The sequence below is a fragment of the Streptosporangium sp. G12 genome, assembly GCF_052983175.1.
This window is the reverse complement of record NZ_JBRIQO010000014.1, coordinates 77,812-98,919: the sequence shown is the minus strand read 5'-3', so window position 1 is coordinate 98,919 and position 21,108 is coordinate 77,812. Positions and strand designations below refer to the sequence as shown.

General features: G+C 69.8%; 22 protein-coding genes. 8 read left to right on the top strand and 14 right to left on the bottom strand.

Going from position 1 to position 21,108, the window contains the following annotated elements:
• Positions 1 to 12 precede the first annotated feature (12 nt).
• Together ACVCAG_RS21930 and ACVCAG_RS21925 are read left to right on the top strand one after the other, a co-directional pair.
• Positions 13 to 1,059 carry an aldo/keto reductase gene (locus ACVCAG_RS21930; protein ID WP_440085328.1) on the top strand — a complete coding sequence of 349 codons (1,047 nt, stop codon included), beginning with the start codon at positions 13 to 15 and terminating at the stop codon, positions 1,057 to 1,059.
• Between the two features lie 33 nt (positions 1,060 to 1,092).
• On the top strand, positions 1,093 to 2,058 hold the full coding sequence (locus ACVCAG_RS21925; RefSeq protein ID WP_440085327.1) for a serine hydrolase: 966 nt from the start codon (positions 1,093 to 1,095) through the stop codon (positions 2,056 to 2,058).
• Between the two features lie 166 nt (positions 2,059 to 2,224).
• Here the strand turns inward: ACVCAG_RS21925 and ACVCAG_RS21920 are convergent, their stop codons facing one another.
• The 7 genes from ACVCAG_RS21920 to ACVCAG_RS21890 form a co-directional block, all read right to left on the bottom strand.
• Entirely contained in the window at positions 2,225 to 2,470 is a 246-nt protein-coding gene (locus tag ACVCAG_RS21920; RefSeq protein WP_362842578.1) for a hypothetical protein, read from the bottom strand.
• 147 nt (positions 2,471 to 2,617) lie between these two features.
• Entirely contained in the window at positions 2,618 to 3,511 is an 894-nt protein-coding gene (locus ACVCAG_RS21915; RefSeq protein WP_440085326.1) for a L,D-transpeptidase family protein, read from the bottom strand.
• 158 nt (positions 3,512 to 3,669) lie between these two features.
• Positions 3,670 to 4,590, bottom strand: a complete 921-nt coding sequence (locus tag ACVCAG_RS21910) for a GNAT family N-acetyltransferase (RefSeq protein WP_447190204.1) — start codon at positions 4,588 to 4,590, stop codon at positions 3,670 to 3,672.
• A gap of 270 nt (positions 4,591 to 4,860) precedes the next feature.
• Positions 4,861 to 5,058, bottom strand: a complete 198-nt coding sequence (locus ACVCAG_RS21905) for a hypothetical protein (RefSeq protein ID WP_447190203.1) — start codon at positions 5,056 to 5,058, stop codon at positions 4,861 to 4,863.
• A gap of 118 nt (positions 5,059 to 5,176) precedes the next feature.
• Positions 5,177 to 5,563 (bottom strand): Rieske (2Fe-2S) protein, encoded by a 387-nt coding sequence (locus tag ACVCAG_RS21900; protein WP_447190202.1) that lies wholly within the window; start codon positions 5,561 to 5,563, stop codon positions 5,177 to 5,179.
• Positions 5,564 to 5,637: 74 nt separating this feature from the next.
• Positions 5,638 to 7,218 carry an ATP-binding protein gene (locus tag ACVCAG_RS21895; protein ID WP_447190201.1) on the bottom strand — a complete coding sequence of 527 codons (1,581 nt, stop codon included), beginning with the start codon at positions 7,216 to 7,218 and terminating at the stop codon, positions 5,638 to 5,640.
• Between the two features lies 1 nt (position 7,219).
• On the bottom strand, positions 7,220 to 7,888 hold the full coding sequence (locus ACVCAG_RS21890) for a response regulator (RefSeq protein WP_440085318.1): 669 nt from the start codon (positions 7,886 to 7,888) through the stop codon (positions 7,220 to 7,222).
• A 175-nt stretch (positions 7,889 to 8,063) separates the two neighbouring features.
• On the opposite strand from ACVCAG_RS21890, the gene ACVCAG_RS21885 reads away from it, so the two are divergent.
• Positions 8,064 to 8,627 (top strand): hypothetical protein, encoded by a 564-nt coding sequence (locus ACVCAG_RS21885; RefSeq protein WP_440085317.1) that lies wholly within the window; start codon positions 8,064 to 8,066, stop codon positions 8,625 to 8,627.
• A gap of 276 nt (positions 8,628 to 8,903) precedes the next feature.
• Here ACVCAG_RS21885 and ACVCAG_RS21880 read toward each other — a convergent pair whose 3' ends face one another.
• Together ACVCAG_RS21880 and ACVCAG_RS21875 are read right to left on the bottom strand one after the other, a co-directional pair.
• Positions 8,904 to 9,995, bottom strand: a complete 1,092-nt coding sequence (locus tag ACVCAG_RS21880) for a hypothetical protein (RefSeq protein WP_440085315.1) — start codon at positions 9,993 to 9,995, stop codon at positions 8,904 to 8,906.
• Positions 9,996 to 10,235: 240 nt separating this feature from the next.
• Positions 10,236 to 10,850 carry a hypothetical protein gene (locus tag ACVCAG_RS21875; protein ID WP_440085314.1) on the bottom strand — a complete coding sequence of 205 codons (615 nt, stop codon included), beginning with the start codon at positions 10,848 to 10,850 and terminating at the stop codon, positions 10,236 to 10,238.
• Positions 10,851 to 11,056: 206 nt separating this feature from the next.
• On the opposite strand from ACVCAG_RS21875, the gene ACVCAG_RS21870 reads away from it, so the two are divergent.
• A complete protein-coding gene (locus ACVCAG_RS21870; protein WP_440085313.1) occupies positions 11,057 to 11,593 on the top strand; it encodes a peptidylprolyl isomerase in 537 nt (178 codons plus the stop codon).
• A gap of 167 nt (positions 11,594 to 11,760) precedes the next feature.
• The gene (locus ACVCAG_RS21865) at positions 11,761 to 12,615 is read left to right on the top strand and encodes a rhomboid family intramembrane serine protease (protein ID WP_440085312.1); all 855 of its coding nucleotides are present in this window, start codon (positions 11,761 to 11,763) and stop codon (positions 12,613 to 12,615) included.
• Positions 12,616 to 12,648: 33 nt separating this feature from the next.
• Here ACVCAG_RS21865 and ACVCAG_RS21860 read toward each other — a convergent pair whose 3' ends face one another.
• The gene (locus ACVCAG_RS21860; RefSeq protein ID WP_344744891.1) at positions 12,649 to 12,894 is read right to left on the bottom strand and encodes a cell division protein CrgA; all 246 of its coding nucleotides are present in this window, start codon (positions 12,892 to 12,894) and stop codon (positions 12,649 to 12,651) included.
• A 211-nt stretch (positions 12,895 to 13,105) separates the two neighbouring features.
• On the opposite strand from ACVCAG_RS21860, the gene ACVCAG_RS21855 reads away from it, so the two are divergent.
• From ACVCAG_RS21855 to ACVCAG_RS21845, 3 genes are read left to right on the top strand one after another with little or no spacing between them, the layout of a single operon-like run.
• On the top strand, positions 13,106 to 13,759 hold the full coding sequence (locus ACVCAG_RS21855) for a class E sortase (protein WP_440085310.1): 654 nt from the start codon (positions 13,106 to 13,108) through the stop codon (positions 13,757 to 13,759).
• Between the two features lie 57 nt (positions 13,760 to 13,816).
• Complete coding sequence (locus ACVCAG_RS21850) at positions 13,817 to 13,975, top strand: hypothetical protein (protein ID WP_440085309.1); 159 nt, start codon at positions 13,817 to 13,819, stop codon at positions 13,973 to 13,975.
• Complete coding sequence (locus ACVCAG_RS21845; RefSeq protein ID WP_440085308.1) at positions 13,972 to 14,544, top strand: glutamine amidotransferase-related protein; 573 nt, start codon at positions 13,972 to 13,974, stop codon at positions 14,542 to 14,544. The genes ACVCAG_RS21850 and ACVCAG_RS21845 overlap by 4 nt, the downstream gene beginning before the upstream one ends.
• Before the next feature lie 294 nt (positions 14,545 to 14,838).
• Here the strand turns inward: ACVCAG_RS21845 and pknB are convergent, their stop codons facing one another.
• The 4 genes from pknB to ACVCAG_RS21825 all read right to left on the bottom strand — a co-directional run bounded on the left by pknB (position 14,839) and on the right by ACVCAG_RS21825 (position 21,104).
• Entirely contained in the window at positions 14,839 to 16,719 is a 1,881-nt protein-coding gene (gene pknB, locus ACVCAG_RS21840) for a Stk1 family PASTA domain-containing Ser/Thr kinase (RefSeq protein WP_440085306.1), read from the bottom strand.
• An 82-nt stretch (positions 16,720 to 16,801) separates the two neighbouring features.
• Positions 16,802 to 18,277 (bottom strand): protein kinase domain-containing protein, encoded by a 1,476-nt coding sequence (locus ACVCAG_RS21835; RefSeq protein ID WP_440085305.1) that lies wholly within the window; start codon positions 18,275 to 18,277, stop codon positions 16,802 to 16,804.
• Positions 18,274 to 19,731, bottom strand: coding sequence for a penicillin-binding transpeptidase domain-containing protein (locus ACVCAG_RS21830; protein WP_440085303.1), 1,458 nt, complete (start codon positions 19,729 to 19,731; stop codon positions 18,274 to 18,276). Before ACVCAG_RS21830 ends, ACVCAG_RS21835 begins: the two co-directional genes overlap by 4 nt.
• On the bottom strand, positions 19,728 to 21,104 hold the full coding sequence (locus ACVCAG_RS21825) for an FtsW/RodA/SpoVE family cell cycle protein (RefSeq protein WP_440085302.1): 1,377 nt from the start codon (positions 21,102 to 21,104) through the stop codon (positions 19,728 to 19,730). Before ACVCAG_RS21825 ends, ACVCAG_RS21830 begins: the two co-directional genes overlap by 4 nt.
• Positions 21,105 to 21,108: the final 4 nt, after the last annotated feature.

Genomic DNA, 21,108 nt, shown 5'->3' with positions numbered 1-21,108 from the left:
AGGAGTAGGACGATGAAATACGCACAGCTCGGCACCACCGGAGTCTTCGTCTCCCGCGTCTCGCTGGGAGCGATGAGCTTCGGCGGGCGTGGCTCACAGGTCTGGGAGGCGGTCGGCGCGCTGGATGTGAAGGACACCGACCACCTGGTGGGCACCGCGCTCGATCACGGGGTGAACCTCATCGACACCGCCGACGTGTACGGCGGGGGCGAGTCGGAGGAACTCCTCGGCCAGGTGCTCGGGGCACGCCGTCGCGACGTGGTGCTCGCCACCAAGATGACCGCGCGGATGGCCTCCGGCCCCAACGACGTCGGCCAGTCCCGGCTGCACATCATGCGGTCGCTGGAGGACAGCCTGCGCAGGCTCCGTACCGACCACATCGACCTCTACCAGATCCACAACATCGACCCGATCACGCCCTTCGAGGAATCCCTGGCCGCCCTCGACGACGCGGTGCGCCAGGGGAAGATCCGCTACATCGGCGCCTCCAACCTGACCGCCTGGCAGACGATGAAGGCCCTGGGCGTCTCCGAGCGGCGAGGATGGGCGCGGTTCGCCTCCCTGCAGGCCCAGTACTCGCTCGCGGCGCGCGACATCGAACGCGAGATCCTCCCCCTGCTCCAGGACCAGAGGCTCGGCCTGCTGGTCTGGAGCCCGCTCGCCGCCGGCCTGCTGTCCGGGAAGTTCGACCGCACCGGCACGAGTGACGGCGGGGCACGCCGCAACCAGTTCCAGTTCCCGCCGGTGAACCTGGAGCGCGCCTACGACGTCATCGACGTCCTGCGCGAGGTGGCGGCCCGCCACGAGGTCGGCGTGGCCCGCGTCGCGCTCGCCTGGGTGCTCTCGCGTCCCGGTGTGAGCAGCGTCATCATCGGTGCCAAGCGCCCGGAGCAGCTCACCGAGAACCTCGCCGCCGTCGAGCTCGAGCTCACCGAGCGGGACCTCACCGAGCTGGACGCCGCCAGCGCGCTCCCGGTCGAATACCCCGGCTGGATCCAGGCCGACCACTCCGACCGCTTCCCCCGGCAGGGTGCGTGGGAGTTCACCCCGCAGGGTTGATCCTGACACGCCGGCAGGACGTATAAAAGGATCATGAGCAGCGACACCCTCACCGACCGCCTCGCCCTCGGCGTGGAGCAGGGTCGGCTGCCCGACCTCCACGCCGTGGTCGCCCTCCGCCGTGACAGGGTGATCCTTGAGTACTACGGCGAGGGCGAGGATTTCCGGCTGAACGAGCCGCTCGGCCGGGTGCGCTTCACGCCCGGCACGCTCCACGACGTCCGCTCGATCACCAAGAGCGTCGTCGGCCTCCTGTACGGCATCGCCCTCGCCGACGGCCGGGTGCCGGAGCCGCGCGAGCCGCTGCTACGGCACTTCCCCGAGTATCCGGACCTCGCCGAGGACCCCCGGCGAGCCGCGCTCACGGTCGAGCACGCGCTCACCATGACGCTCGGCCTGGAGTGGGACGAGAGCGCCCCCTACACGAGCGCGGCCAACAGCGAGATCGCGATGGAGCTGGCCCCCGACCGTTTCCGCTACATCCTGGAGCGGCGGATCGTGGACGAGCCGGGCAACCGACGGTCCTACTGCGGAGGCGCTTCGGCGCTGGTGGCGCGGCTCATCGAGAAGGGCACCGGCCAGGCGGTGCAGGACTACGCGCGTGCCAGGCTGTTCGAGCCGCTGGGGATCACGCGCTTCGAGTGGTCGACCGGCGAGGACGGGGTGGCCCTGGCCGCCTCCGGGCTGCGGCTCACCCCTCGCGACCTTCTCGCGATCGGGCGGCTCGTGCGCGACGGGGGCGGTGGCGTCGTCCCGTCGTCCTGGCTGGAGACGGCGCTGCGCCCGCACGTGCGGATCGACGAGGGGTCCCACTACGGCTACCACTGGTACGTGGGCGACACGTGGACGGGCGGGTTCGGCAACGGCGGCCAGCGGATCCACGTGGCGCCCGCACTGGACCTGGTGGTCGCCATCACCGCGGGACAGTACGACAGGCCCGACCAGTCGACCGCCTCGGTCGTGCTCGACGAGGTGATCCTGGCGGGGATCGGGCGCTGAACCGCGGGACCCGCGGGGAAGCGGGAGGAACGGAGACGCGGGAGGAACGCCACCGGCCCGCGTTCCGCCCAGCCCTCGTCACCTACCCGTTCTCGCCGCTTTGTGCCAGAGATGCCGGAGGCGTCGGAGGCGTCGAGTCGAGCCCCCGGCGCGACCGGCCGTACGGTTACGGATTCTTCGCCCGTGCGCGCTGCGTGATCGTGTTCCTCACGATCCACAGGACGCTCTGATGGATCGCCACCCCGGCGGCGACGTTGAGCACGCCCAGCGCGGCCGCCATAACCAGTGACCCGTCGAGTCCGATCGCGTCGCCGGCCAGGAGCACGGCGGGCCAGAACACGGCGGCGGCGAGGAGGGAGACCCGCCACCATCGCCCGAAGACCAGGCCGAACAGGATCATGGTTGGTATCACGATTCACGCCCTTCGCAATGATCTGCCGACATTTTCATCATGACCTCATGGCACCGGTTCTAAGCCCGTGAGATCGGTTCGATCGCCGTACCGGCCGGGATTTCTCACCGCAAAGGCCACTTCCCGGCTCAAGCTCGCCCGCGCGGTTCACCGGCGGCTTCCGCCGTCACGTCCCGTCCGATGGCCGGTGGAGCGCCCGGGGCGCGAGGAGTGCCGGTGCGAGCGGTGCGGAGCCTTGGGAGGCCGTGCCTCGGGAATCCGGGAGCGTTGTTCCCCGCGAGCCTTCGGGCGGCGCTCGGCGGGCGCCTCCGAGCGGCGGACGTGTACGGGAACGCCCGGCTGGAGGAACCGGTAGAGGTCGAGGGCGTTGTGCAGCGGGACCCGGACGCAGCCGTGGGACGCGGGGTAACGGGGGACGAGGGTGGAGCCGTGGATGGCGATGCCGCCGTTGAAGTAGACGGGGTAGAACATCGACCCCAGAATCCCGGTGGACCAGCCGGGAACCCGCGCTCCCACCCGGTAGTCGCCGAGCGGGGTCGCGGCGAACCCGCAGTGGCCCTTCTCGCAGTACGACCTGCGGGCACCGGTCGAGATGTGGGTCACCAGCACGGGTTTCCCGCCTCTCCACGCCGTGAGGAGCTGGCGCCGTAGATCGATCTCGGTCCTTTCCGGCTCCCCGTGCGACACCAGGGGCCTGACACGACGGGGGTGCAGGAGGGCCTGCCAGGTCGGCGGGTCGATCCTGTCGACGGGTTTCAACCCGTTCGCCTTCTGAAAGGCCCATACGGTCATGCGCAGAGCGGGATCATACGTGGGGCTGAGATTTCCCGGGGGGAAACCCAAATCTCTAAGTCTTTTCTTCGCGTTGTGTACCTCTATTCCTCTGCTGCCTGTTCTGAGGGTCGTGAACTGATCCGGCAGGGGGACGTGCCGGGAATCGGGGGCGGGGTCGGCCACGGCGTGCGTGACGCTGAAGGGGAGGGTCGTGACCAGGGCGAAGACGGTGCTGGTGATCAGGGAGCGTTGAACTGTGCTTCGCATATGTGACGTCTATCCGCCGACAGGTGCGATCAATCCTGTAATGCTACTTGCCGGGGAGTAAGACTTATACATCCGCGTGCGGTTCGAGGGTTATCTCGAGATGACTTTCCCCGGAAAATATGTATATATTTCCGGACGACGTTATATGAGGATATTCATTAAACACTTCTGAAACCGCTGGACGTGCTCGGCGGGGGTCGGCGGGGACGTGAGTAGCGGGCCGTCCGGTCGCGGGTGCGGAAGCCCAGTGCCTCGTACAGTCGAGCGGGCACCGGATGTCCCGCGTCCCCCCGAGGGCGGACGATCGCGGTGACCGCTCCCGCCTCCCCGAGCCGGCGCAGCGCGTGCAGGCAGACCGCGCGGGCCAGCCCCATCCGCCGGAAGTCCGGGTGCGTGCCGACCGGCTCCAGCTCCCCGACGCCGTTGGCGTCGTCCAGCCAGATCAGGCAGTACGACGCCAGGCGGCCGTCCGGCGCCTCGACGACGCGGTCCAGCTCGCGCCGGTAGGGCCACGCGCCCATGACGTTGCGGTAACTCTCCTCGGTGACCGACGAGGGAGCGAACGCCGACCGGTGCACGGCCACCCGCGCGGGCACGTCCTCCTCGCCGCGCACGTGGCGCGCGACGAAGCCGGGAGGCACCTCGGGTTCCGGTAGATCACGCAGGTCGCGTGACATGTGCAGCAGGAAGGGCGCGTCCGCGGGCTCCCGCCGGTAGCCGTGCCTGGACAGGACCGCGGCGAGTCGCCTCTCGCCCTCCAGGATGGTCACCCCCGCCTCGTCGCCGGTGGCCACACCGCGGAACCAGTCGAGCACCTCGTCCGCCAGCGCGGGATGCTCCGGATGCACGAACATCTCCAGCTCGCCCGGAGGCGTCACCCAGCCCCACGCCAGGGTGTCACCGTCGCGCTCCCACAGCGCCGTCGGCCACTCCGCCTCCCGCCCCACGTGCTGGAACCTGCTCCAGGCGAGGCCTCCGACATGCGGCCGGACGCCGGGACCCCAGGTCGCCCGTACGAGTTCCTGCATCTTGCGCAGGTCGGCGGCGCCCTCGTAGGGGCGTACGGTGACGTCACCCATCGGTCTCACGTCCCTTCCGCGGGCGGTTCCAGCCCGGACCGCCCGCACGACCGGATCACAGACCCCCTGAGCCCGCTGAATCGCCGAACACGCGGATCGCCGAACCACCGGATCCCGGACCGCCTATTCTCGCGCCGCTTCTCGTCGCCGCGCGAAGCGATTGATTCACGTGAAACCTTCGCCGATGTCCTGAGAAGGCACCCCGCCCCACCTTCGCCCGCGAGCCTCCCTCGGTGCCGCTTGACGCGGCACGGGCTGAATCCCCGGCCTTCAGGCCGGGGAGCGTGTCAATGGATCGAGCGGTCCGTGGCGTGGGCGGACGACGAGCGGCTCGTCGTCCGGGCCCGCGAGCGGGAGGGCGCCGAGTTCCTCCGCGGGGGTGGTGAGTTCCGCAACCGGCTGCTCCTGGTCGGTCTGAACGGTGGCGAGGCCGTCCCCCTCGGCGGCTTCCGGAAGAGAAGCCGGCAAGAGGGCGAATCCTGGAGTCCCGTCTTCACGGACCGCGGATCCCGTCCCTCTCGCGGGCCGCTCTCGTGACGCACGTCGCGGGAGCGGCCCTCGCGAAGTGCGGGTGAGCGCAGGCCGATCAGCTCAGCCGGATGACGCCCTTGGAGACCCTGATCTTCTTACGGGCCAGCGGCCGCTTGGCGGGGCCCCTGGCCACCGAGCCGTCGGCGATCCGGAACTTGCTGCCGTGGCAGGGGCAGTTGATGGTCCCGCCGCGGATGGTCGAGACCGGGCAGCCCTGGTGCGTGCACTTCGCGCTGAAGGCACGGAAGGTGCCCTTGACGGGTTGGGTGACCACCCATTTGCCGTTGATGATGCGGCCGCCGCCGACGGGAATGCTGCTGGTCCTGGCGAGGATGGGACCGGCGGCCTCCTCGGTGTCCTCGGAAGCCTCGGCGGGGCGTACCCATGCGGTGGCCGACGCGATCGCGGCGGCGGCGCCGCCCGTGAGACCTCGAAAGATCATTAAGCGACGGGTGGGAGCGGGCATGGCGGGCCTCCTGGGGAGTGAAGGGCTCCGTGATAGATCACGTGTGTGGTTCATATCACAGGAAAGCGGGCCTGGAGCCACGCTCCTCGATCTTTCCCCGCGACACGCAGGGTGCCGCCGTGCCGTACCGCGATGTCCCTGGCGATGGCCAGCCCGAGACCCGCACCGCCCGCGTCCCTGTCCCTGGCCTCGTCCAGCCGGGTGAACCGGTCGAAGACCGCCTCGTGGTGCTCGGCGGGAATGCCCGGTCCGTCGTCGAGCACGTCGAGCACCGCCTCGCCGCCGTCCGTGGCCAGCCGGACGGTGACCGCGGAACTCGCGTGGCGCACGGCGTTGTCCACCAGATTGGCCACCAGGCGGCGCAGCTGCCCGGCGGAGCCGAGGAGCACGGTGTCGGCCGCCACCTCCAGCGTGACCTCGATCTCCGGCCTGGGGCGCGACCTGGCCGCCTCCTCGGCGGTCACCTGGCCGAGGTCCACCTCCTCGTGGCAGATGGGCTCCCCGGCGTCCAGGCGGGCGAGCAGGAGGAGATCGGAGGTGAGGGCCTGGATCCGCTCCACGTCGGTGAGGGCCTCGGCCGCCAGCGGTCCCGGCCGGGCCAGCTCCAGGCGGGTCCGCAGGATGGCCAGCGGGCTGCGGAGTTCGTGGGCCGCGTCGGCGACGAAGCGCTTGTGCCGGCTGACCGCCAGTTCGAGGCGGTCGAGCGTACGGTTCATGGTCTCGGCGAGGCGGGCGATCTCGTCACGCGACCTGGGTACGGGGACTCGCCGGTGCAGGTCGCTGGCGGTGATGTCGGCCATCTCGGCGCGGATGGCCGAGACCGGTGCCAGCGCCCGGCCGACGGCGAGCCAGGTGAGGGCGGCGACCAGCAGGAGCAACGCGGGAATACCGGGAAGCAGCAGGCCGCGCAGGGTCGTCAGGGCGTCCGCGGTGGGTTCGAGTGAGGCCCTGGCCTGTACGAACAGCGTGCCGTTGGCGGTGTCCACGGGCATCGTGGCCAGGGCGAAGGAGTCGCCGGGCGCCCATCTGGTCACCTCGGCGGGCTCGAGTGCGGCTCCGCCCGCGATGTTCCGTACGGCCACCACGGGGGACGCCGTCACCTTCCCGGTGGACGTCCCGGACATCCCGGACGGCGGCGCGCCCTTCCCACCGGACGGCGCGGCCTTCCCGGACAGCGCCGCGGCCTTCCCGCCGGACGACCGTGAGGCGACCGGGCCCGGGCCGGGGAGCGTCGGCGCCGGTGAGGCGGGACGCGTGAAGATCTTGATGTCGGGGTCGAGGAGGGCGGGCTCCGAGTGCCCGGCGGCCTCGGCCCGCGGTCCGGTGACGGTGACCACGGTGGCCGACGGAGTGTCGATCGCCCACGAGGGGGGCTCCGGGACGCCGGTGGACGTGGCGTCGATCGCCGGGACGCCGAGCACCAACGTACCGCCGGGGAGCACGTCGGCGGTGGCGCCGGCGAGAACGTCCGCGGTGGCGCCGGCGCGGCGGGCGGCCTCGTCGGAGGCGCTCCGGGTCAGGCTCCCCGTCAGCACGCCGACGAGCACCGACGCCGCCACGCCCAGCGCGACCGCGACGATGGCGGTCGCCGCGAGGGTCGCCCGGAGCCGTACCGACAGGCGCGACGCCATCTCAGGCCTCCAGCCGGTAGCCGGCGCCGCGCACGGTCACCAGCGACGAGCGGCCGAACGGAGAGTCGATCTTGCGGCGGAGCGCGCTGACGTAGACCTCGACGATGTTCGGGTCGCCGTCGTAGGCGAAGTCCCACGCCTGGGCCAGCAACTCGCTCTTGGAGACCACCTCGCCCTGCCTGCGCGCCAGGCCGTGCAGGACCGCGAACTCCTTGGGCGTGAGGGAGATCTCCACCTCGCCGCGGCGGCAGCGAAGCCCCGCCGGATCGACGGTCAGGTCGCCGACCGCGATGGACACCGGCCTCGCCCTGCCGCCCCTGCGTACCAGCGCGCGCAACCGGGCGAGCAGCACCACGTAGGAGAACGGTTTGGACAGGAAGTCGTCCGCGCCCGTGTCCAGGGCCTCGGCCTCGTCCTGCACTCCGTCCTTGGCGGTGAGCATCAGGATCGGCGTCCAGTTCTCCGCGTCGCGGAGTTTGGCACAGACGGTGTAGCCGTTCATCCGGGGCAGCATGACGTCGAGCACGATCACGTCGTACGGGTTCTCGGTCGCCATCCACAGCCCGTCGCGGCCGTCGTACGCGACGTCGACGGCGAATCCCTCGCCCGCCAGCCCCTCCTTCAGGAGGTGGGCCAGGCGCTTCTCGTCATCAACCAGTAGCACGCGCATGCCGCCCAGCCTGCCGTACCCCGCCTAAAGCCAACCTGAAGACGATTTCCGGCGCCTTCAGGCTGGGTTCAGGCAACGGGCGGGAGCCTGTGGTCTCCAGAACGGCATGCCGGTCCGCTCACCAGTCCACCTGCCGTATCCGTCCGCTGACACTCGTCTGACAAGGAGAACATCCATGCGCATCCGCATGCTCGCCGCCGCGGTGGTGACCGCGGGGGCTCTGATGGCCACGCTGACCGGAGCCGCCAGTGCCGACACGCCCACCCCCACCCCTCTTCCCAAGGACGACGTCGTGATCGTCGACTGCGAGGGGGGCGGCCAGGTGACCCTGACGACGCGCCGGCTCACCGAGGCCGAGCGCGAGAAGCTGGAGAAGGAGGGATCCGCTCTCGCGGTTCCCGCCGTTCCCGCCGTGCCGTCCGGACAGGCCGGTGAGCCGGGGAAGCCCGAGGCCGGACGCGTCACGATCGCCGAGGACATCCTGGCGGTGCGGCCGGACGCCGAGCCGTCCGCCCTTCCCGAGGGCGCGATCCCGCCCAAGAGAATCAGGGTCATGGCCGCGCCCGCCCTTCCCGAAGGCGCTCAGAAGCCCGGGGAGGTGGCCACGCTCTCCACGGCCGTACCCGCTCCCGAGGGGGCCGGGATCACCGAGATCAGGGTGACGGGCAAGCACCCGGAGGGCGACGTGCCCACCGTCACCTGCGTCAAGAAGGCCGGCATGAAGGCCGAGGAGGAGTGACCTCGGGGACGCCCCGGCGAGCCCGGGGGCGTCCCCGCGAAGACCTGCGAACCGGCCGGGGCATCCGTGCGGGAATTGCCCCGGCCGGTTCGCAGCAGGCCCGGAAACGGCTCCGGCCGGTTTGACGCCGGTTCGGAGGTGTCTCCGGCCGGTTCACCGCCGGTTCGGAGGCGATCCGGGAAACCCGCGCGGAGATCCGTGCGGGGGCCGGTCCCCGGGGGACGACGTGTCACGTGCGGGGGCCGGTCCCCGGGGACGACCGGTCACGTGCGGTGGTCAGCCCTCGGGGAAGGACGGGTGCGGGCCCAGGGCCCAGTACTCGTACAACCCGTAGCCGATCCGGCCGTCGTACTCGAAGCGGCCGACCGCGTCGACCATGCCCCACATCCTGGGGGCGTCCTCGGGCAGCGTGTGGGTGACGCCCTGCACCACCGGGCCGGGACCCTGGTACATGCCGTGCTTCCAATCCGATTCCAGGCCATATCCGGTGCCCACCATCAGGTGCACCGGGAGAATCGGGACGCAGCGCAGGTCGAAGGGTTTCCCGCCCGGCGGGGAGAAGGAGATCGTCGCCTCGCGCACCTCCCGGGTGCCGTCCACGTACGTCGGGCGGTACTCGGGACGGCCGAGATACTCCTCCTCACCCTCCCTCGGAGAGCCGAACCCCCACACGCGCACCGCCTCCTCCAGCACCCGGCGGCCCTTCTCGTCCTCCTGGACGATGCACAGGATGGCGTGGTCGTCGAACTGGACGGGCGCGTAGAGCCAGTAGAAGGTGCCCGCGTTGCGCGCCTGGATGCCGGGGGGCTCGGGCTCGCCGACCGGGCGGATGCCCCACGAGCGGTCGCGGGTGCCCTGCCAGCGGTCGGGGGTGACCTCGACGCGCTCGTCGCCGACCAGGATGTGCCCGGTCCACCGGCCGGTCTGGGCCATCCGGGAGGAGTCGAACACCACGCGCTCCTGCCAGCGCAGGAAGTGCCGGGGTTCCAGGGTGGCCGGTACGGTGCCCTCCCAGGTGAGGTCGAAGGACAGGCCGTGCTCCGTGGCGTCGAGCACCACCCGCAGCCGCCGGAGGCCCTCGATCACCTCGACCCTGAACGGGCCGACCCGCGTGTCCATCCGGTCGCCGCTGAGTTCCCGGGAGGCCCGGACCACGCGGTGCAGGTTCCGGTACCGCACGCAGGCGAACGCGTCGGTGACCCCGAGGTTGGGATACTGGCCGAGGCCGACGATGAGCATCAGCTCGTCGGACCCGGCGTGGCAGTTGAAGTAGTACCGGTCGTAGAAGTTGCGGTCCGACGTCGTGACGTGCCGCATGACCTCTGGCGACTGGTGGACGGGATGGTCGTCGAGGGGCGACAGCGTCATCGGTGCTCCTTGGGTCCGAGGAACACGTTCTAACAAGCGCTTGGTGATCGGTCAATGGACGCCCGCGCGGGAGTTCGACGGACGCCCGCACCGGAGAGTCCGATCGGCTCCGCACAGGAGTACGGCCCGCACCTTCGCGGTGCGGGCCGTACCCCCGGCAGTCGCCGTAGGCCGTACCCGGCCGTACGCCGTGTTCGTGCCACCGACCGGCACTCACGTGACCGGCCGGCGCTCCGATCCCTAGGACAGTTTCTTGGAGGTGTGCTCCGCCCTGGAGTCGGCCTTGGCACCGACCTCCTCGGCCTTCGTCGCGGCGTCATCCGCCGTGTCGGAGACCTTCCCGGCCACCGCCTCCGTCTTCTGCCCCACCCACTGGGACGCGTCGGAGGCGCTTTCCTTCAGTGTGTCCGCCCATTGGTCGGCGTTCCTGCGGTACAGGACATAACCCGCCGCCGCGATCGCGACGCCCGCGAAGAGCAGGATCATGGGTGTTTTCCTGGATTTCGCGGGAGTGGGATCGATCCTCGCGGCGGCCTGGGACAGCGCGGCGCTGATCTTCGGCGCGAGCTGCTCCTCGAACGAGTGCGCGGCGGCGTCAAGCCTGGGTGCCGCCCACCCGCGTGCCACAATGATCTTCTCGCTGGCCACGTCACGAGCCTGACCGGCCACTTCACGGGCCTGGCCGGCCATCTCTCGGGCGTGACCGGCCACATCGCGAGCCTGGACGGCCATGTCATGGGCATGATGACTGGCCGCGTCACGGGCGTGGCTGGCCATCGGGCCGACCCGATCCGCGGCTCGGACGGCCTGAGCCTTCACGTGGCGCAGCCGCCTTTCCGGTGCCACGATCTTCATGTGGCGCTTTCCAAACAGTGCTAGAGGCACAACAACCTCCCCATTCGTTGGGGCCCCGTCGCCACCCCTTCCCGCTCGAAGGCGGCTCAATCATGACGGCCCGTGGGAGGATGCTTGGGGATGCGGCTGCGGCCGAAATCGTCAAAGTGCCATAAAAGCAATACGTTGCACAGGTATTCCTACGAACTGAAGGGGGCAGTCCGATCATGGCTGAGAAGTTGATCGCGAACCTCAACACCAACCGCGGTAGCGTGAAGGTCCAGCTCTTCCCGGATCACGCGCCCAAGACCGTGAGGAACTTCGTCGAGCTCGCCGAGGGCACCCGCGAGTGGGTGCACCCGGAGACCGGCCAGAAGTCCAACGCCAAGCTGTACGACGGCACGATCTTCCACCGGGTCATCTCCGGATTCATGATCCAGGGTGGCGACCCGCTGGGTCAGGGTGTCGGCGGTCCCGGCTACAAGTTCGACGACGAGATCCACCCGGACCTCTACTTCAACCGCCCGTACCTGCTCGCCATGGCCAACGCCGGCGTCCAGTTCGGCCGCGGCACCAACGGCTCGCAGTTCTTCGTCACGGTGGTTCCCACGCCGCATCTCAACGGCAAGCACACCATCTTCGGTGAGGTGATCGAGGGCCAGGACGTCGTCGACGCCATCGCCAAGACCGAAACCGACGCCCGTGACCGTCCCACGGAGCCCGTGGTCCTGGAGTCGGTGACCATCGAGCGCGTCCAGAGCTGATCTCTCGCCCGGCGGCCTCCTCCGGAGGCCGCCGGGCGCGTTCCCGCACGTCCTCTTCCTCACCCCCGCCCCCGAGCCCTTCCCTTCGCGGGTGTACGGGTGCTCGGGATCGTGAATAGGCTGGCAGTCTGTGGATAACAGAACGCTCGAAGGGGCCAGCCACACACATGACCACCCAGCCGTCCAACGAGCCCGACACCGTTGTCCCCACCTGCTACCGGCATCCAGGGCGTGAGACCTACGTCCGCTGCCAGCGCTGCGACCGTCCCATCTGCCCCGACTGCATGCGCGACGCCGCGGTGGGTTTCCAGTGTCCCGAGTGCGTGGCCGAGGGCAACAAGGGCATGCGGCGGGCGCAGTCCGTGTTCGGCGGCGGTGTGATCGCCAAGCCCTACGTGACCTGGACGCTTCTCGGTGTCAACATCGTGATGTTCCTGGCTCAGATGGCCTCGAACGGCCGGGTGACCGCGGAGTTGGCGATGTGGGTCTTCGGGATCGCCGTCGACTCCGACTACTACCGACTGATCACCAGCGCCTTCCTGCACCGGGACTACCTGCACATCGGGCTGAACATGTGGGCCCTGTTCATGGTCGGCCCCTACCTGGAGCAGGCCTTCGGCCACGTTCGGTTCCTGGCGCTGTATTTTCTCGGCGCACTCGGCGGCTCGGTGCTCGGTTACTGGTTCGATCCGATCAACGTCGCCAGCTTGGGCGCGTCGGGAGCCATCTTCGGCCTGTTCGGTGCGATTTTCGTGGTCAGCAGGCGGCTCCGTCTCGACCTTCGCCCCATCATCGTGCTGCTTGTGATCAACCTGGTGATCACGTTCATTCCGGGGCTGAACATCAGCTGGACAGCACACGTGGGAGGGCTCGTCACCGGGGTGATCGTCTCGGCTGTTCTGGCCTACGGTCCGAAGGCCAGTCGGACGATCTTCCAGAGTGTGCTGCTTCTCGGCGTTCTGGCGATCCTGGTGGGATTGGTGATAACCAGGACCGCCTTCTTGCTGTCGTCGGTGGTCTGAGTCCCCAGGGTGTGGACAATGCCTGTGGAAAAGCTAGCGCCAGCGGGTGGAGAGGATCACCCCGAGGATGATGAACGCGAACCCGACCAGCAGGTTCCAGTTCTGGAGGGTGCCGAGGAGGGGAGCGGTGGGCGCCACGTAGTAGACGGCGATCCACAGGATGCCGACGATCCAGCAGGTCACCATGACCGGTGCCAACCAGCGTGGGCTGATCTTGACCTGCTGTGAGGTCTGCGGCGGGGTGTAGACCGGCTTCTTGCGAGTCTTGGGCTTGGGCACTGGGGTTCTTCTCCTGCGTCAACCCTGCGCGATCTGGATCGTGCGCAGGCCGTGTCGATTAGCGTAGTCGCTAGTGGGTGAAGTTCCGTGTAAGGATAGTCTGCGCAGCTGGACCATGGCGATTCCGTGGGGCACCATCCTGTGGCAAATGTTGCGCCGGACCCGTGATCCGGCCCGCCGCGGAGGCCTTTTCCGTCACTAGCCTGACCCCATGAGAGCGGCGCTGAGGGTTCTGGGCGACCTGAGCGTCACCGCGGGGCTGGTCATCCTCCTCTTCTGCGCCTACCTCCTGTGGGGCACCGGCTCCTACACCGCCGGGCAGCAGGCGCTGCTGCGCAGAGAACTCCTGGGAGAGGAGATCCCGCCAGGCGGTGAGGCCGGAGGCCGGCGGGGAGAGCCGCCGGGGCCGATCCGGCTGGGCGGGGCGGTGGCGATGCTGGCGATTCCCAGGCTCGGGGACGACTACCGGTACGCCATCGTGGAAGGCGTCGACCAGGATCGGCTGCGGATGGGCCCCGGTCACTATCCCGGCACTGCCATGCCAGGAGAAATCGGTAATTTCGTTCTTTCGGGCCATCGGACCACCTACGCCGCCCCTTTCAGCCGCATCGACGAGCTCCGCCGGGGCGATCTCATCCTGGTCGACGCCCGCGAGGCCCGCTACACCTACCGCGTCACCGGCAGACGCGTCGTCGACCCCGGCGAGATCAGCGTGGTCGCCCCGGTTCCCGGCCGGCCGGGCCACGAGCCGACCAGAGCGCTGATCACCCTGTCCACCTGCCACCCGGAGTACTCGGCCGCCCTGCGGCTCATCGTCTCGGGGGAGCTGACGGGGCGTGAGGACCGCCTCGGGCGGTCCGGGTGAGCCGATAGACCCCGAACAGGAAGGCCCGGGTGACGCCCCGGACACGAAGGAGGTCCCATGTACGGCTGGATCTGGCGAATGCTTCCCGGAAACCTCGTGACCAGGGGGTTCGCCGCCCTGGTGCTGGCCGGGCTGGTCGCGGCCGTACTCTGGTATGTCGTGTTCCCTTGGATCGAACCTCGCGTCTCCCTCGACCTGACCACCGTGGGCCGATGAGCCGCGTCCTGGTCGTCGACAACCACGACAGCTTCGTCCACACCATCGTCCAGTATCTCCGCGAGCTCGGCGCCACCTGCGACGTGCGCCCGCGCGACCTGGTCGCGGTCGAGGACGCCCGTGGCTTCGACGGGATCCTGATCAGCCCCGGCCCCGGCACCCCGGAGGACGCGGGGGTGAGCGTCCCGCTCGTCGGCCACTGTGAGGCCCACGGCATCCCGCTGCTCGGCGTCTGCCTGGGACACCAGGCCATCGCCATCGCCCACGGGGCGACCGTGGGGCGGGCGCCCGAACTGGTGCACGGCCGTACCAGCGCGATCTCGCACGACCGGCGCGGCGTCTTCTCCGGCCTGCCGTCACCGGTGACCATGACGCGCTACCACTCGCTGGCCGTCCTGCCCGGGACGGTGCCCGAGATCCTCGAGGTCACCGCGACCAGCGACGACGGTGTGATCATGGGTTTGCGCCACCGTACCGCCCCCGTCGAGGGCGTGCAGTTCCACCCCGAATCGGTGATCTCGGAACACGGTCACCGGCTGCTCGGAAACTGGCTCGAAAGATTGTTGTAACGCGAAGCCCATCCTGAACGATTGACCAGTGAGAGTCCTTCCGCCATCGCCCCCGAGTGGCGGAAGGACTCTTCCCCGTTTCCGGGCCTTCCGGTTCCCGTCTCCCGGATCTTCCGGCCGGAAACCGGGTGACGACGTCCCGCAAGCCGGACGCCGCACACATCGAACGCCGCGAACTCCAGACGCCGCGAAAGCCATGGGAACGCGGGAACGGCCAAGAACGCCGGAAAGAGCGCGGGCGGGAGAGGAAAGAGGCCCCCGCGCGGTCGCGGGGGCCTCCGTCAGGTGCTCCGGTCAGTTCCCGTCGCCGGGCGGCGCCTCATCGAAGATCGTGCCGTCGTCGGGCTGCTCCGTGGGCGTGTCCTCCGTCGGCTCCTCGGGAATGGTCGGCTGCTCCTCGGGGAAGGTCGGCTCCTCGGTCGGCTCGGGCGGTGCCCCGCTCGACACGATCAGCGTGATGGTCGTCCCCTGCTGGTACTTGCCGCCCGCCTCGGGAGACTGGCTCAGCACGGTGTCCTTGGGCAGGTCGCTCGGCTGCGGGACGACCTTCCACTTGAAGCCCGCCTCCTTGAGCGCGTTCTTGGCGTCCCCGACCGTGAGGTTCACCACGGCCGGGACCTCCACCGCCTCCTTGGGAACGTAGATCCGGACGATGCTGCCCTTGTTGGCCTTCTTGCCCGGCGCGGGCACGGTCTCGAAGACGACGCCCTGCTTGCGGCTGGAGGGCTTGGTCTGCAGGTTGACCTCGAAGCCGGCGTCCTCAAGGGTCTTCGTGGCGTCCTCGGCGCTCATGTTGAGCACGGTGGGCACCTCGACCTTCTCGATCCCCTTGGAGACCTTGAGCGTCACCTCGGTGCCCTTGTCGACCTCGTGGTCGGCCGACGGGTCGCTCTCGATCACCGAGCCCTTGGGGATCTCCTCGTCGAACGCGTCGACGACCTTCACCTTCAGGCCGAGGTCCGTGAGCCTCTTGGTCGCCGCCTCCACGGTCTGCGAGACCAGCGGCGGGATCTTCACCTTGCCGCTGGTGGTGGGGGTGCCCGGCGAGCTGAGGAACATGTAGCCGACGCCGATGAAGGCACCGATGACCAGCAGCGGGATGAGGATCCACGCCGCGGTCTTGACCGCGGTGTTCCCGCCGCTCTGCTGCCGGCGACGGCCGCCCCCGCCGGTGCGCGGGCCGCCGCCCTCCTCGCCGTACTCGTACGCCGGGACGGCGGTGGTGCGCTGGGTGGCCGGGCCGCCCGGACCGCCGGGGCCCGGAGCCTGCATCGTCCGGGTGGCCGAGCCGTAGTTGTTGTTGGCGCTCAGCGCCATCGTCTGGGCGTCCGTCGGGATGCCGGACATCGCCCGCTGGATGTCGGCCCGCATCTCCCCGGCGCTCTGGTAGCGGTGCGCCGGGTCCTTGGCCATCGCCTTGAGCACGATGGCGTCGGCCCACTGGGGGATGTCGCGGTCGATCTGCGACGGCGGGATCGGGTCCTCGCGCACGTGCTGGTAGGCGATCGCGACCGGCGAGTCACCGGTGAACGGCGGCTGCCCGGTCAGCAGCTCGTACAGCACGCAGCCGGTGGAGTAGAGGTCGCTGCGGGCGTCGACCCGCTCGCCCCTGGCCTGCTCCGGCGAGAGGTACTGGGCGGTGCCGATCACCTGGGCGGTCTGCGTCATGGTCGCGGCCGAGTCGGCCATCGCGCGGGCGATGCCGAAGTCCATGACCTTCACGTCGCCGTTGCGCGTGATCATGATGTTCGCGGGCTTGATGTCGCGGTGGACGATGCCGCCGCGGTGGCTGTAGTCCAGCGCCCGCAGGATCCCGTCGACCAGCTCGGCGGCGCGCTCGGGCAGCAGCCGCCGGTCGGCCCGCAGCAGGTCGCGCAGCGTGCGGCCGTCGACGTACTCCATCACGATGTAGGGCACCGGCGCACCCTCGGAGACGTCCTCGCCGGTGTCGTAGACCGCGACGATGGACGGGTGGTTCAGTGACGCGGCGGACTGCGCCTCACGGCGGAAACGCGCCTGGAAGATGTGGTCCCTGGCCAGGTCCGCGCGAAGGGTCTTGATGGCGACGATCCGATCCAGCCGGATGTCTCGGGCGCGATAGACCTCGGCCATGCCGCCACGCCCGACGACGCCGTCAAGCTCGTAGCGATCGCCGAGGCGTCGGGGCTGAGTCATTTCCTGCACTGTCCCTTACCGTTCATCTTGGGTGCCGGTGAGCTCTTGGGCCACCGGTGTCCATCATCGACCCGTTGCCGCATCACGTCTCCTCATTCGGCGGGTCTGTGTCACCGGGTTCAGGAGTTGTGCTCGGTGTGAGGCTCGGTGTCACCGTCGGGGTGGTTGGTGTCGGGGTGGGAGTCGTCGGGCTGGGGCTGGGCGGTGGCGACGTACTCGGCCTTGCGGTGGGCGTGGCCGATGTGCTTACCGTAGCCGACGGCGTGACCGAGGGGCGGGCCGACTTCGTCGGCGAGAGCGATGGTCTGCTCGTCGGAGGCTTGCTTTTCGTCGGCCGTGCGGTCGGCGACGTGGTCGCCGGGCTCGACCGTACGACCGGTTCTCCCGGCTCGCTGTCACCGGGCTGGTTCGTCAGCTCGTGGACCGCCAGGGCACCCAGCCCGACCGCGGCGGCGCACCCCGCGACCGTGGCGACGATCACCGTCGTCCTGCGCAGACCGCGGCGCCCGCGACGCGCAGGGACGGCACCCGGCGGAGTCGTGCCCGCACCGGATCCCGCACCGGCGCCCGCGCCGTGACCGGGCCCCCTGCCGGAACCCCCGCCCGCCCCGGAGCCCGTGCCCTGACCGGGCTCGGGCCGGAGGGGGACGGCGAGGGCGGAGGTGACCTCCTGGGGCCACTCGCTCGCGGGCTCCGCGCGCCAGCCCACGGGGTCGGTGAGCATGCCGAGACCGGTGGCACCGGTGGCGGTCAGCGCGTCGAGCAGCATGTCCGCCCGTTCCGACAGTTCCCTGGCACCGGCCGGGCGCCGCAGCGGATCCTTGGCCAGGCACGCCATGACCAGGTCGCGGACCGCCGGCGGGATCCACTCCGGCAGCGGCGGCGGGGGTTCGCCGATGTGCATGAGGGCGATCGCCACCTGCGTCTCGGCGCGGAACGGCGCCTGCCCGGTCAGGCACTCGTAGGCGACCACACCGAGCGAGTAGATGTCGGTGGCGGGTGTGAGCGGGTCGCCGGACGCCTGCTCGGGGCTGACGTACTGCGCGGTGCCCATCAGGATGCCCGTCTGGGTGACCGGCACCGCCTCCAGCGCCCTGGCGATGCCGAAGTCTGTGATCTTTATCACGCCCGCCTCGGTCACCAGAAGGTTCCCGGGCTTGATGTCCCTGTGGATGATCCCCGCGCGGTGCGCGGCGTGCAGGCCCATGGCGGTCTGGCGGACCACGTCGAGGGTGATCTCGGGGCTCAGCGCGCCGTCGCGGGCCAGGATGCCGGCCAGGGACTGCCCGGGCACCAGCTCCATCACCAGGTAGGCGACGCCGCCGCCCTCGCCGTAGTCGAAGACCTGCGCGATGCCCGGGTCGGACAGCCCGGCCGCGATGCGCGCCTCGGAGCGGAACCGCAGGCGGAAGGCCGGATCCTCCGCCACGTGCGGGCGCAGCAGCTTCACCGCGACCTCGCGGCCGAGGAGCTCGTCCTTGGCTCGCCACACCTCACCCATGCCGCCCGACGCGATCCGCCCCAGCGGGCGATACCGGCCCCCGAGCAACGCGGTCATCTACCCAGCACCGCTTCCATCACGCTCTTGGCGATCGGGGCCGCGGTCTGACCGCCCGAGGCGTCGCTGCCGGCGCTCCCGGACTCGACGATCAGCGCGACGGCGACCTTGGGGTCCTCCGCGGGGGCGAAGGAGATGAACCACGCGTGCGGGTCACGGCCCTGGGCGGTCTCGGCGGTGCCGGTCTTGCCGCCGACCGTCACGCCCGGGATCTGCGCCGCGCTCGCCGTGCCCTTGTTGACGACGTTGACCATCATCTCCTGGAGCTTGCGCGCGCTCTCCTCGCTCATCGCGGTGTCCAGCTCGTCGGGGTCGGCGCTCGCGACCTCGCCACCCTCGGAGTCCGCGATCTTGTTCACCAGGTACGGCTTCATGACCACGCCGTTGTTGGCGATGCCGGCGGCGATCATGGCCATCTGCAACGGGGTCATCTGGTTGCTGCGCTGGCCGATCGAGGCCTGGGCGAGGGCCGCCTGGTCCTCCTCGGGGCCGATGTTGCTGGCCGCCACCGGCATCGGGATCGCCAGCTGCTCGCCGCCGATGCCGAACTTGGCCGCCTGGTCGCGCAGCGCCTCGTAACCGAGGTCCATCGCGATCTTGCCGAACGGCGTGTTGCAGGACTTCTCCAGCGCGAACGACAGCGTCACCCGCCCGGCGCCGCACGCCGCACCGCCGTAGTTGGGCAGGTCGGCGGTGGTGTTGGGCAGGTCGAGCCGCTGCGGGGCGTCGACCTGGGTCTCAGGGCCCACGGTGTCGTCGCTCTCCAGGTACGCGGCCGCGGTGACCACCTTGAAGGTCGAGCCCGGCGGGTAGGTGCGCTCGACCGCCCGGTTCAGCAGCGGCGTGTCCTCGTCGTTCTCCAGCTTCTTGGAGACCTCGTTCACCTGGGCCTTGTTGGCCTTGGACAGCGGGTTGGGGTCGTAGGTGGGGATCGAGACCATCGCGAGGATCGCCCCGGTCTTCGGCTCGATCGCGACCAGCGCGCCCTTCTTGCCGCTCTCGCCCAGCGCCTTGTACGCCGCCTCCTGCGCCCTGGGGTTGATCGTCAGGTCGACGTTGGCGCCCTTGCTCTGCTTGGCGGTGAACAGGTCGATGCTGCGCCGGATCAGCAGGTCGGCACTGGTGCCGTTGAGCAGGGAGTTCTCCGCCCGCTCGATGTTGCTCTCGCTCTCGGGCGCGAAGAACCCGGTGATGGGGGCGTAGACCTTGCCCTCGGGATAGCGGCGCTCGAAGCGGAACTCGGGGTCGCCGGTGTCGATCGACTCGGCGAGCACCTTGTTGCCCGCGGTGATGCGGCCGCGCTCGACCTCGTAACGCGCGTACAGGTTGCGGTCGTTGCGCGGGTTCGCGCGCAGATCGTCCGCCCGCACGGCCTGCAGGTAGTTCACATTGATCATGAGCAGGCCGAACATGAGCAGGCAGGCAAGGGCGGCGCGCTTGAGGGGACCGTTCATCGCTGGAACACCTGCGTCATTCCTTCGTCCTGGATGGCCTGGGGCGGAGGCTTCCTCGCCGTATCCGACATGCGTACCAGCAGCGCGATAAGGATCCAGTTAGCCAGCAGCGCCGATCCTCCCTGGGACATGAACGGGGTGACCAGGCCGGTCAGCGGGATCAGGTTGGTCACGCCGCCCACGATGATGAAGACCTGCCAGGCGAGGATGAACGACAGGCCGCCGGCCAGCAACTTGGAGAACGGCTCGCGGGCCGCGATCGAGGTGCGCAGGCCGCGCTCCACCAGCAGGGCGTAGACCATCAGCAGGGCCATCAGCCCGGTCAGGCCCAGCTCCTCGCCGGTGGCGGGGAAGATGAAGTCGGAGAAGGCCAGCGGGATCTCGTAGGGGTGGCCCTGGCCGAGGCCGGTGCCGAGTATGCCTCCCTCGCCCATGGCGAACAGGCCCTCCATGAGCTGCGCGCTGCCGCCGACCTTGTCGAAGAGCGCGGGGTCCTCGGGGTTGAGGAAGACCGTGAAGCGGTCCTGCACGTGGCTGAAGAGCAGCCCCGCCAGGACCGCTCCACCGATGAAGAGCAGGATGCCGATGAGCACCCACGAGGTGCGCTGGGTGGCGATGTAGAGCATCGCGATGAACGTGCCGAAGATCAGCAGCGAGGAGCCGAGGTCCTTCTGCAGGATCAGCACACCGAGGCTGAGGCCCCAGGTGATCAGGACCGGCCCCAGGTCGCGGGCCCGGGGCAGATCGATGAAGAGCAGCCGCCGCCCGGCCAGGGCGAGCACGTCGCGCTTGGCGACCAGGTAGCCGGCGAAGAAGATGACCAGGGCGAGCTTGGTGAACTCCGCCGGCTGGAGGGTGAAGCCGCCGATGCCGATCCAGATGCGGGCGCCGTTGATCTCCTTGCCGACGAACGGCAGCAGCGGCGAGACCAGCAGCGCCAGGCCGACGGCGCCCATGGTGTAGGTCAGACGCTGCAGCGCGCGGTGGTCGCGCAGCACGATCAGCGTCACGGAGAACATGACGACCCCGACCGCGGTCCACATCAGCTGGTTGGTGGCCGAGGCCCCCTTCATGCCGGACGCCTCGAGGCGATAGATGATCACCAGCCCGAGGCCGTTGACCAGCGTCACCAGCGGCAGGATCAGCGGGTCGGCCCAGGGCGCGAACCTGGCCAGCACCAGGTAGGCGGCGAGCATGAGGCCGCCCAGGCCGAGGCCGTAGGTGACCATTCCCGCCGGGATCTGCTCGTCGAGGGCCAACCCCACGTTGGCGTACGCCAGCATCACGATGGCGACCGCGAATGCGAGCATCGCCAACTGGGCCACCCGCCGTTTGGCGGGAAGCGGGACCGGCTCTGCGCTAGGGGTGCTCATGTGT

What these genes read in the sequence shown, in the direction of transcription:
- ACVCAG_RS21855 (WP_440085310.1), top strand. Translation starts at nt 13,106, where the DNA reads ATGAGAGCGGCGCTGAGGGTTCTGGGCGACCTGAGCGTCACCGCGGGG.
- ACVCAG_RS21870 (WP_440085313.1), top strand. Translation starts at nt 11,057, where the DNA reads ATGGCTGAGAAGTTGATCGCGAACCTCAACACCAACCGCGGTAGCGTG.
- ACVCAG_RS21900 (WP_447190202.1), bottom strand. Translation starts at nt 5,563, where the DNA reads ATGATCTTTCGAGGTCTCACGGGCGGCGCCGCCGCCGCGATCGCGTCG.
- ACVCAG_RS21890 (WP_440085318.1), bottom strand. Translation starts at nt 7,888, where the DNA reads ATGCGCGTGCTACTGGTTGATGACGAGAAGCGCCTGGCCCACCTCCTG.
- ACVCAG_RS21910 (WP_447190204.1), bottom strand. Translation starts at nt 4,590, where the DNA reads ATGGGTGACGTCACCGTACGCCCCTACGAGGGCGCCGCCGACCTGCGC.
- ACVCAG_RS21825 (WP_440085302.1), bottom strand. Translation starts at nt 21,104, where the DNA reads ATGAGCACCCCTAGCGCAGAGCCGGTCCCGCTTCCCGCCAAACGGCGG.
- ACVCAG_RS21850 (WP_440085309.1), top strand. Translation starts at nt 13,817, where the DNA reads ATGTACGGCTGGATCTGGCGAATGCTTCCCGGAAACCTCGTGACCAGG.
- ACVCAG_RS21885 (WP_440085317.1), top strand. Translation starts at nt 8,064, where the DNA reads ATGCGCATCCGCATGCTCGCCGCCGCGGTGGTGACCGCGGGGGCTCTG.
- ACVCAG_RS21875 (WP_440085314.1), bottom strand. Translation starts at nt 10,850, where the DNA reads ATGAAGATCGTGGCACCGGAAAGGCGGCTGCGCCACGTGAAGGCTCAG.
- ACVCAG_RS21865 (WP_440085312.1), top strand. Translation starts at nt 11,761, where the DNA reads ATGACCACCCAGCCGTCCAACGAGCCCGACACCGTTGTCCCCACCTGC.
- pknB (WP_440085306.1), bottom strand. Translation starts at nt 16,719, where the DNA reads ATGACTCAGCCCCGACGCCTCGGCGATCGCTACGAGCTTGACGGCGTC.
- ACVCAG_RS21925 (WP_440085327.1), top strand. Translation starts at nt 1,093, where the DNA reads ATGAGCAGCGACACCCTCACCGACCGCCTCGCCCTCGGCGTGGAGCAG.
- ACVCAG_RS21915 (WP_440085326.1), bottom strand. Translation starts at nt 3,511, where the DNA reads ATGCGAAGCACAGTTCAACGCTCCCTGATCACCAGCACCGTCTTCGCC.
- ACVCAG_RS21930 (WP_440085328.1), top strand. Translation starts at nt 13, where the DNA reads ATGAAATACGCACAGCTCGGCACCACCGGAGTCTTCGTCTCCCGCGTC.
- ACVCAG_RS21845 (WP_440085308.1), top strand. Translation starts at nt 13,972, where the DNA reads ATGAGCCGCGTCCTGGTCGTCGACAACCACGACAGCTTCGTCCACACC.
- ACVCAG_RS21880 (WP_440085315.1), bottom strand. Translation starts at nt 9,995, where the DNA reads ATGACGCTGTCGCCCCTCGACGACCATCCCGTCCACCAGTCGCCAGAG.
- ACVCAG_RS21835 (WP_440085305.1), bottom strand. Translation starts at nt 18,277, where the DNA reads ATGACCGCGTTGCTCGGGGGCCGGTATCGCCCGCTGGGGCGGATCGCG.
- ACVCAG_RS21830 (WP_440085303.1), bottom strand. Translation starts at nt 19,731, where the DNA reads ATGAACGGTCCCCTCAAGCGCGCCGCCCTTGCCTGCCTGCTCATGTTC.
- ACVCAG_RS21895 (WP_447190201.1), bottom strand. Translation starts at nt 7,218, where the DNA reads ATGGCGTCGCGCCTGTCGGTACGGCTCCGGGCGACCCTCGCGGCGACC.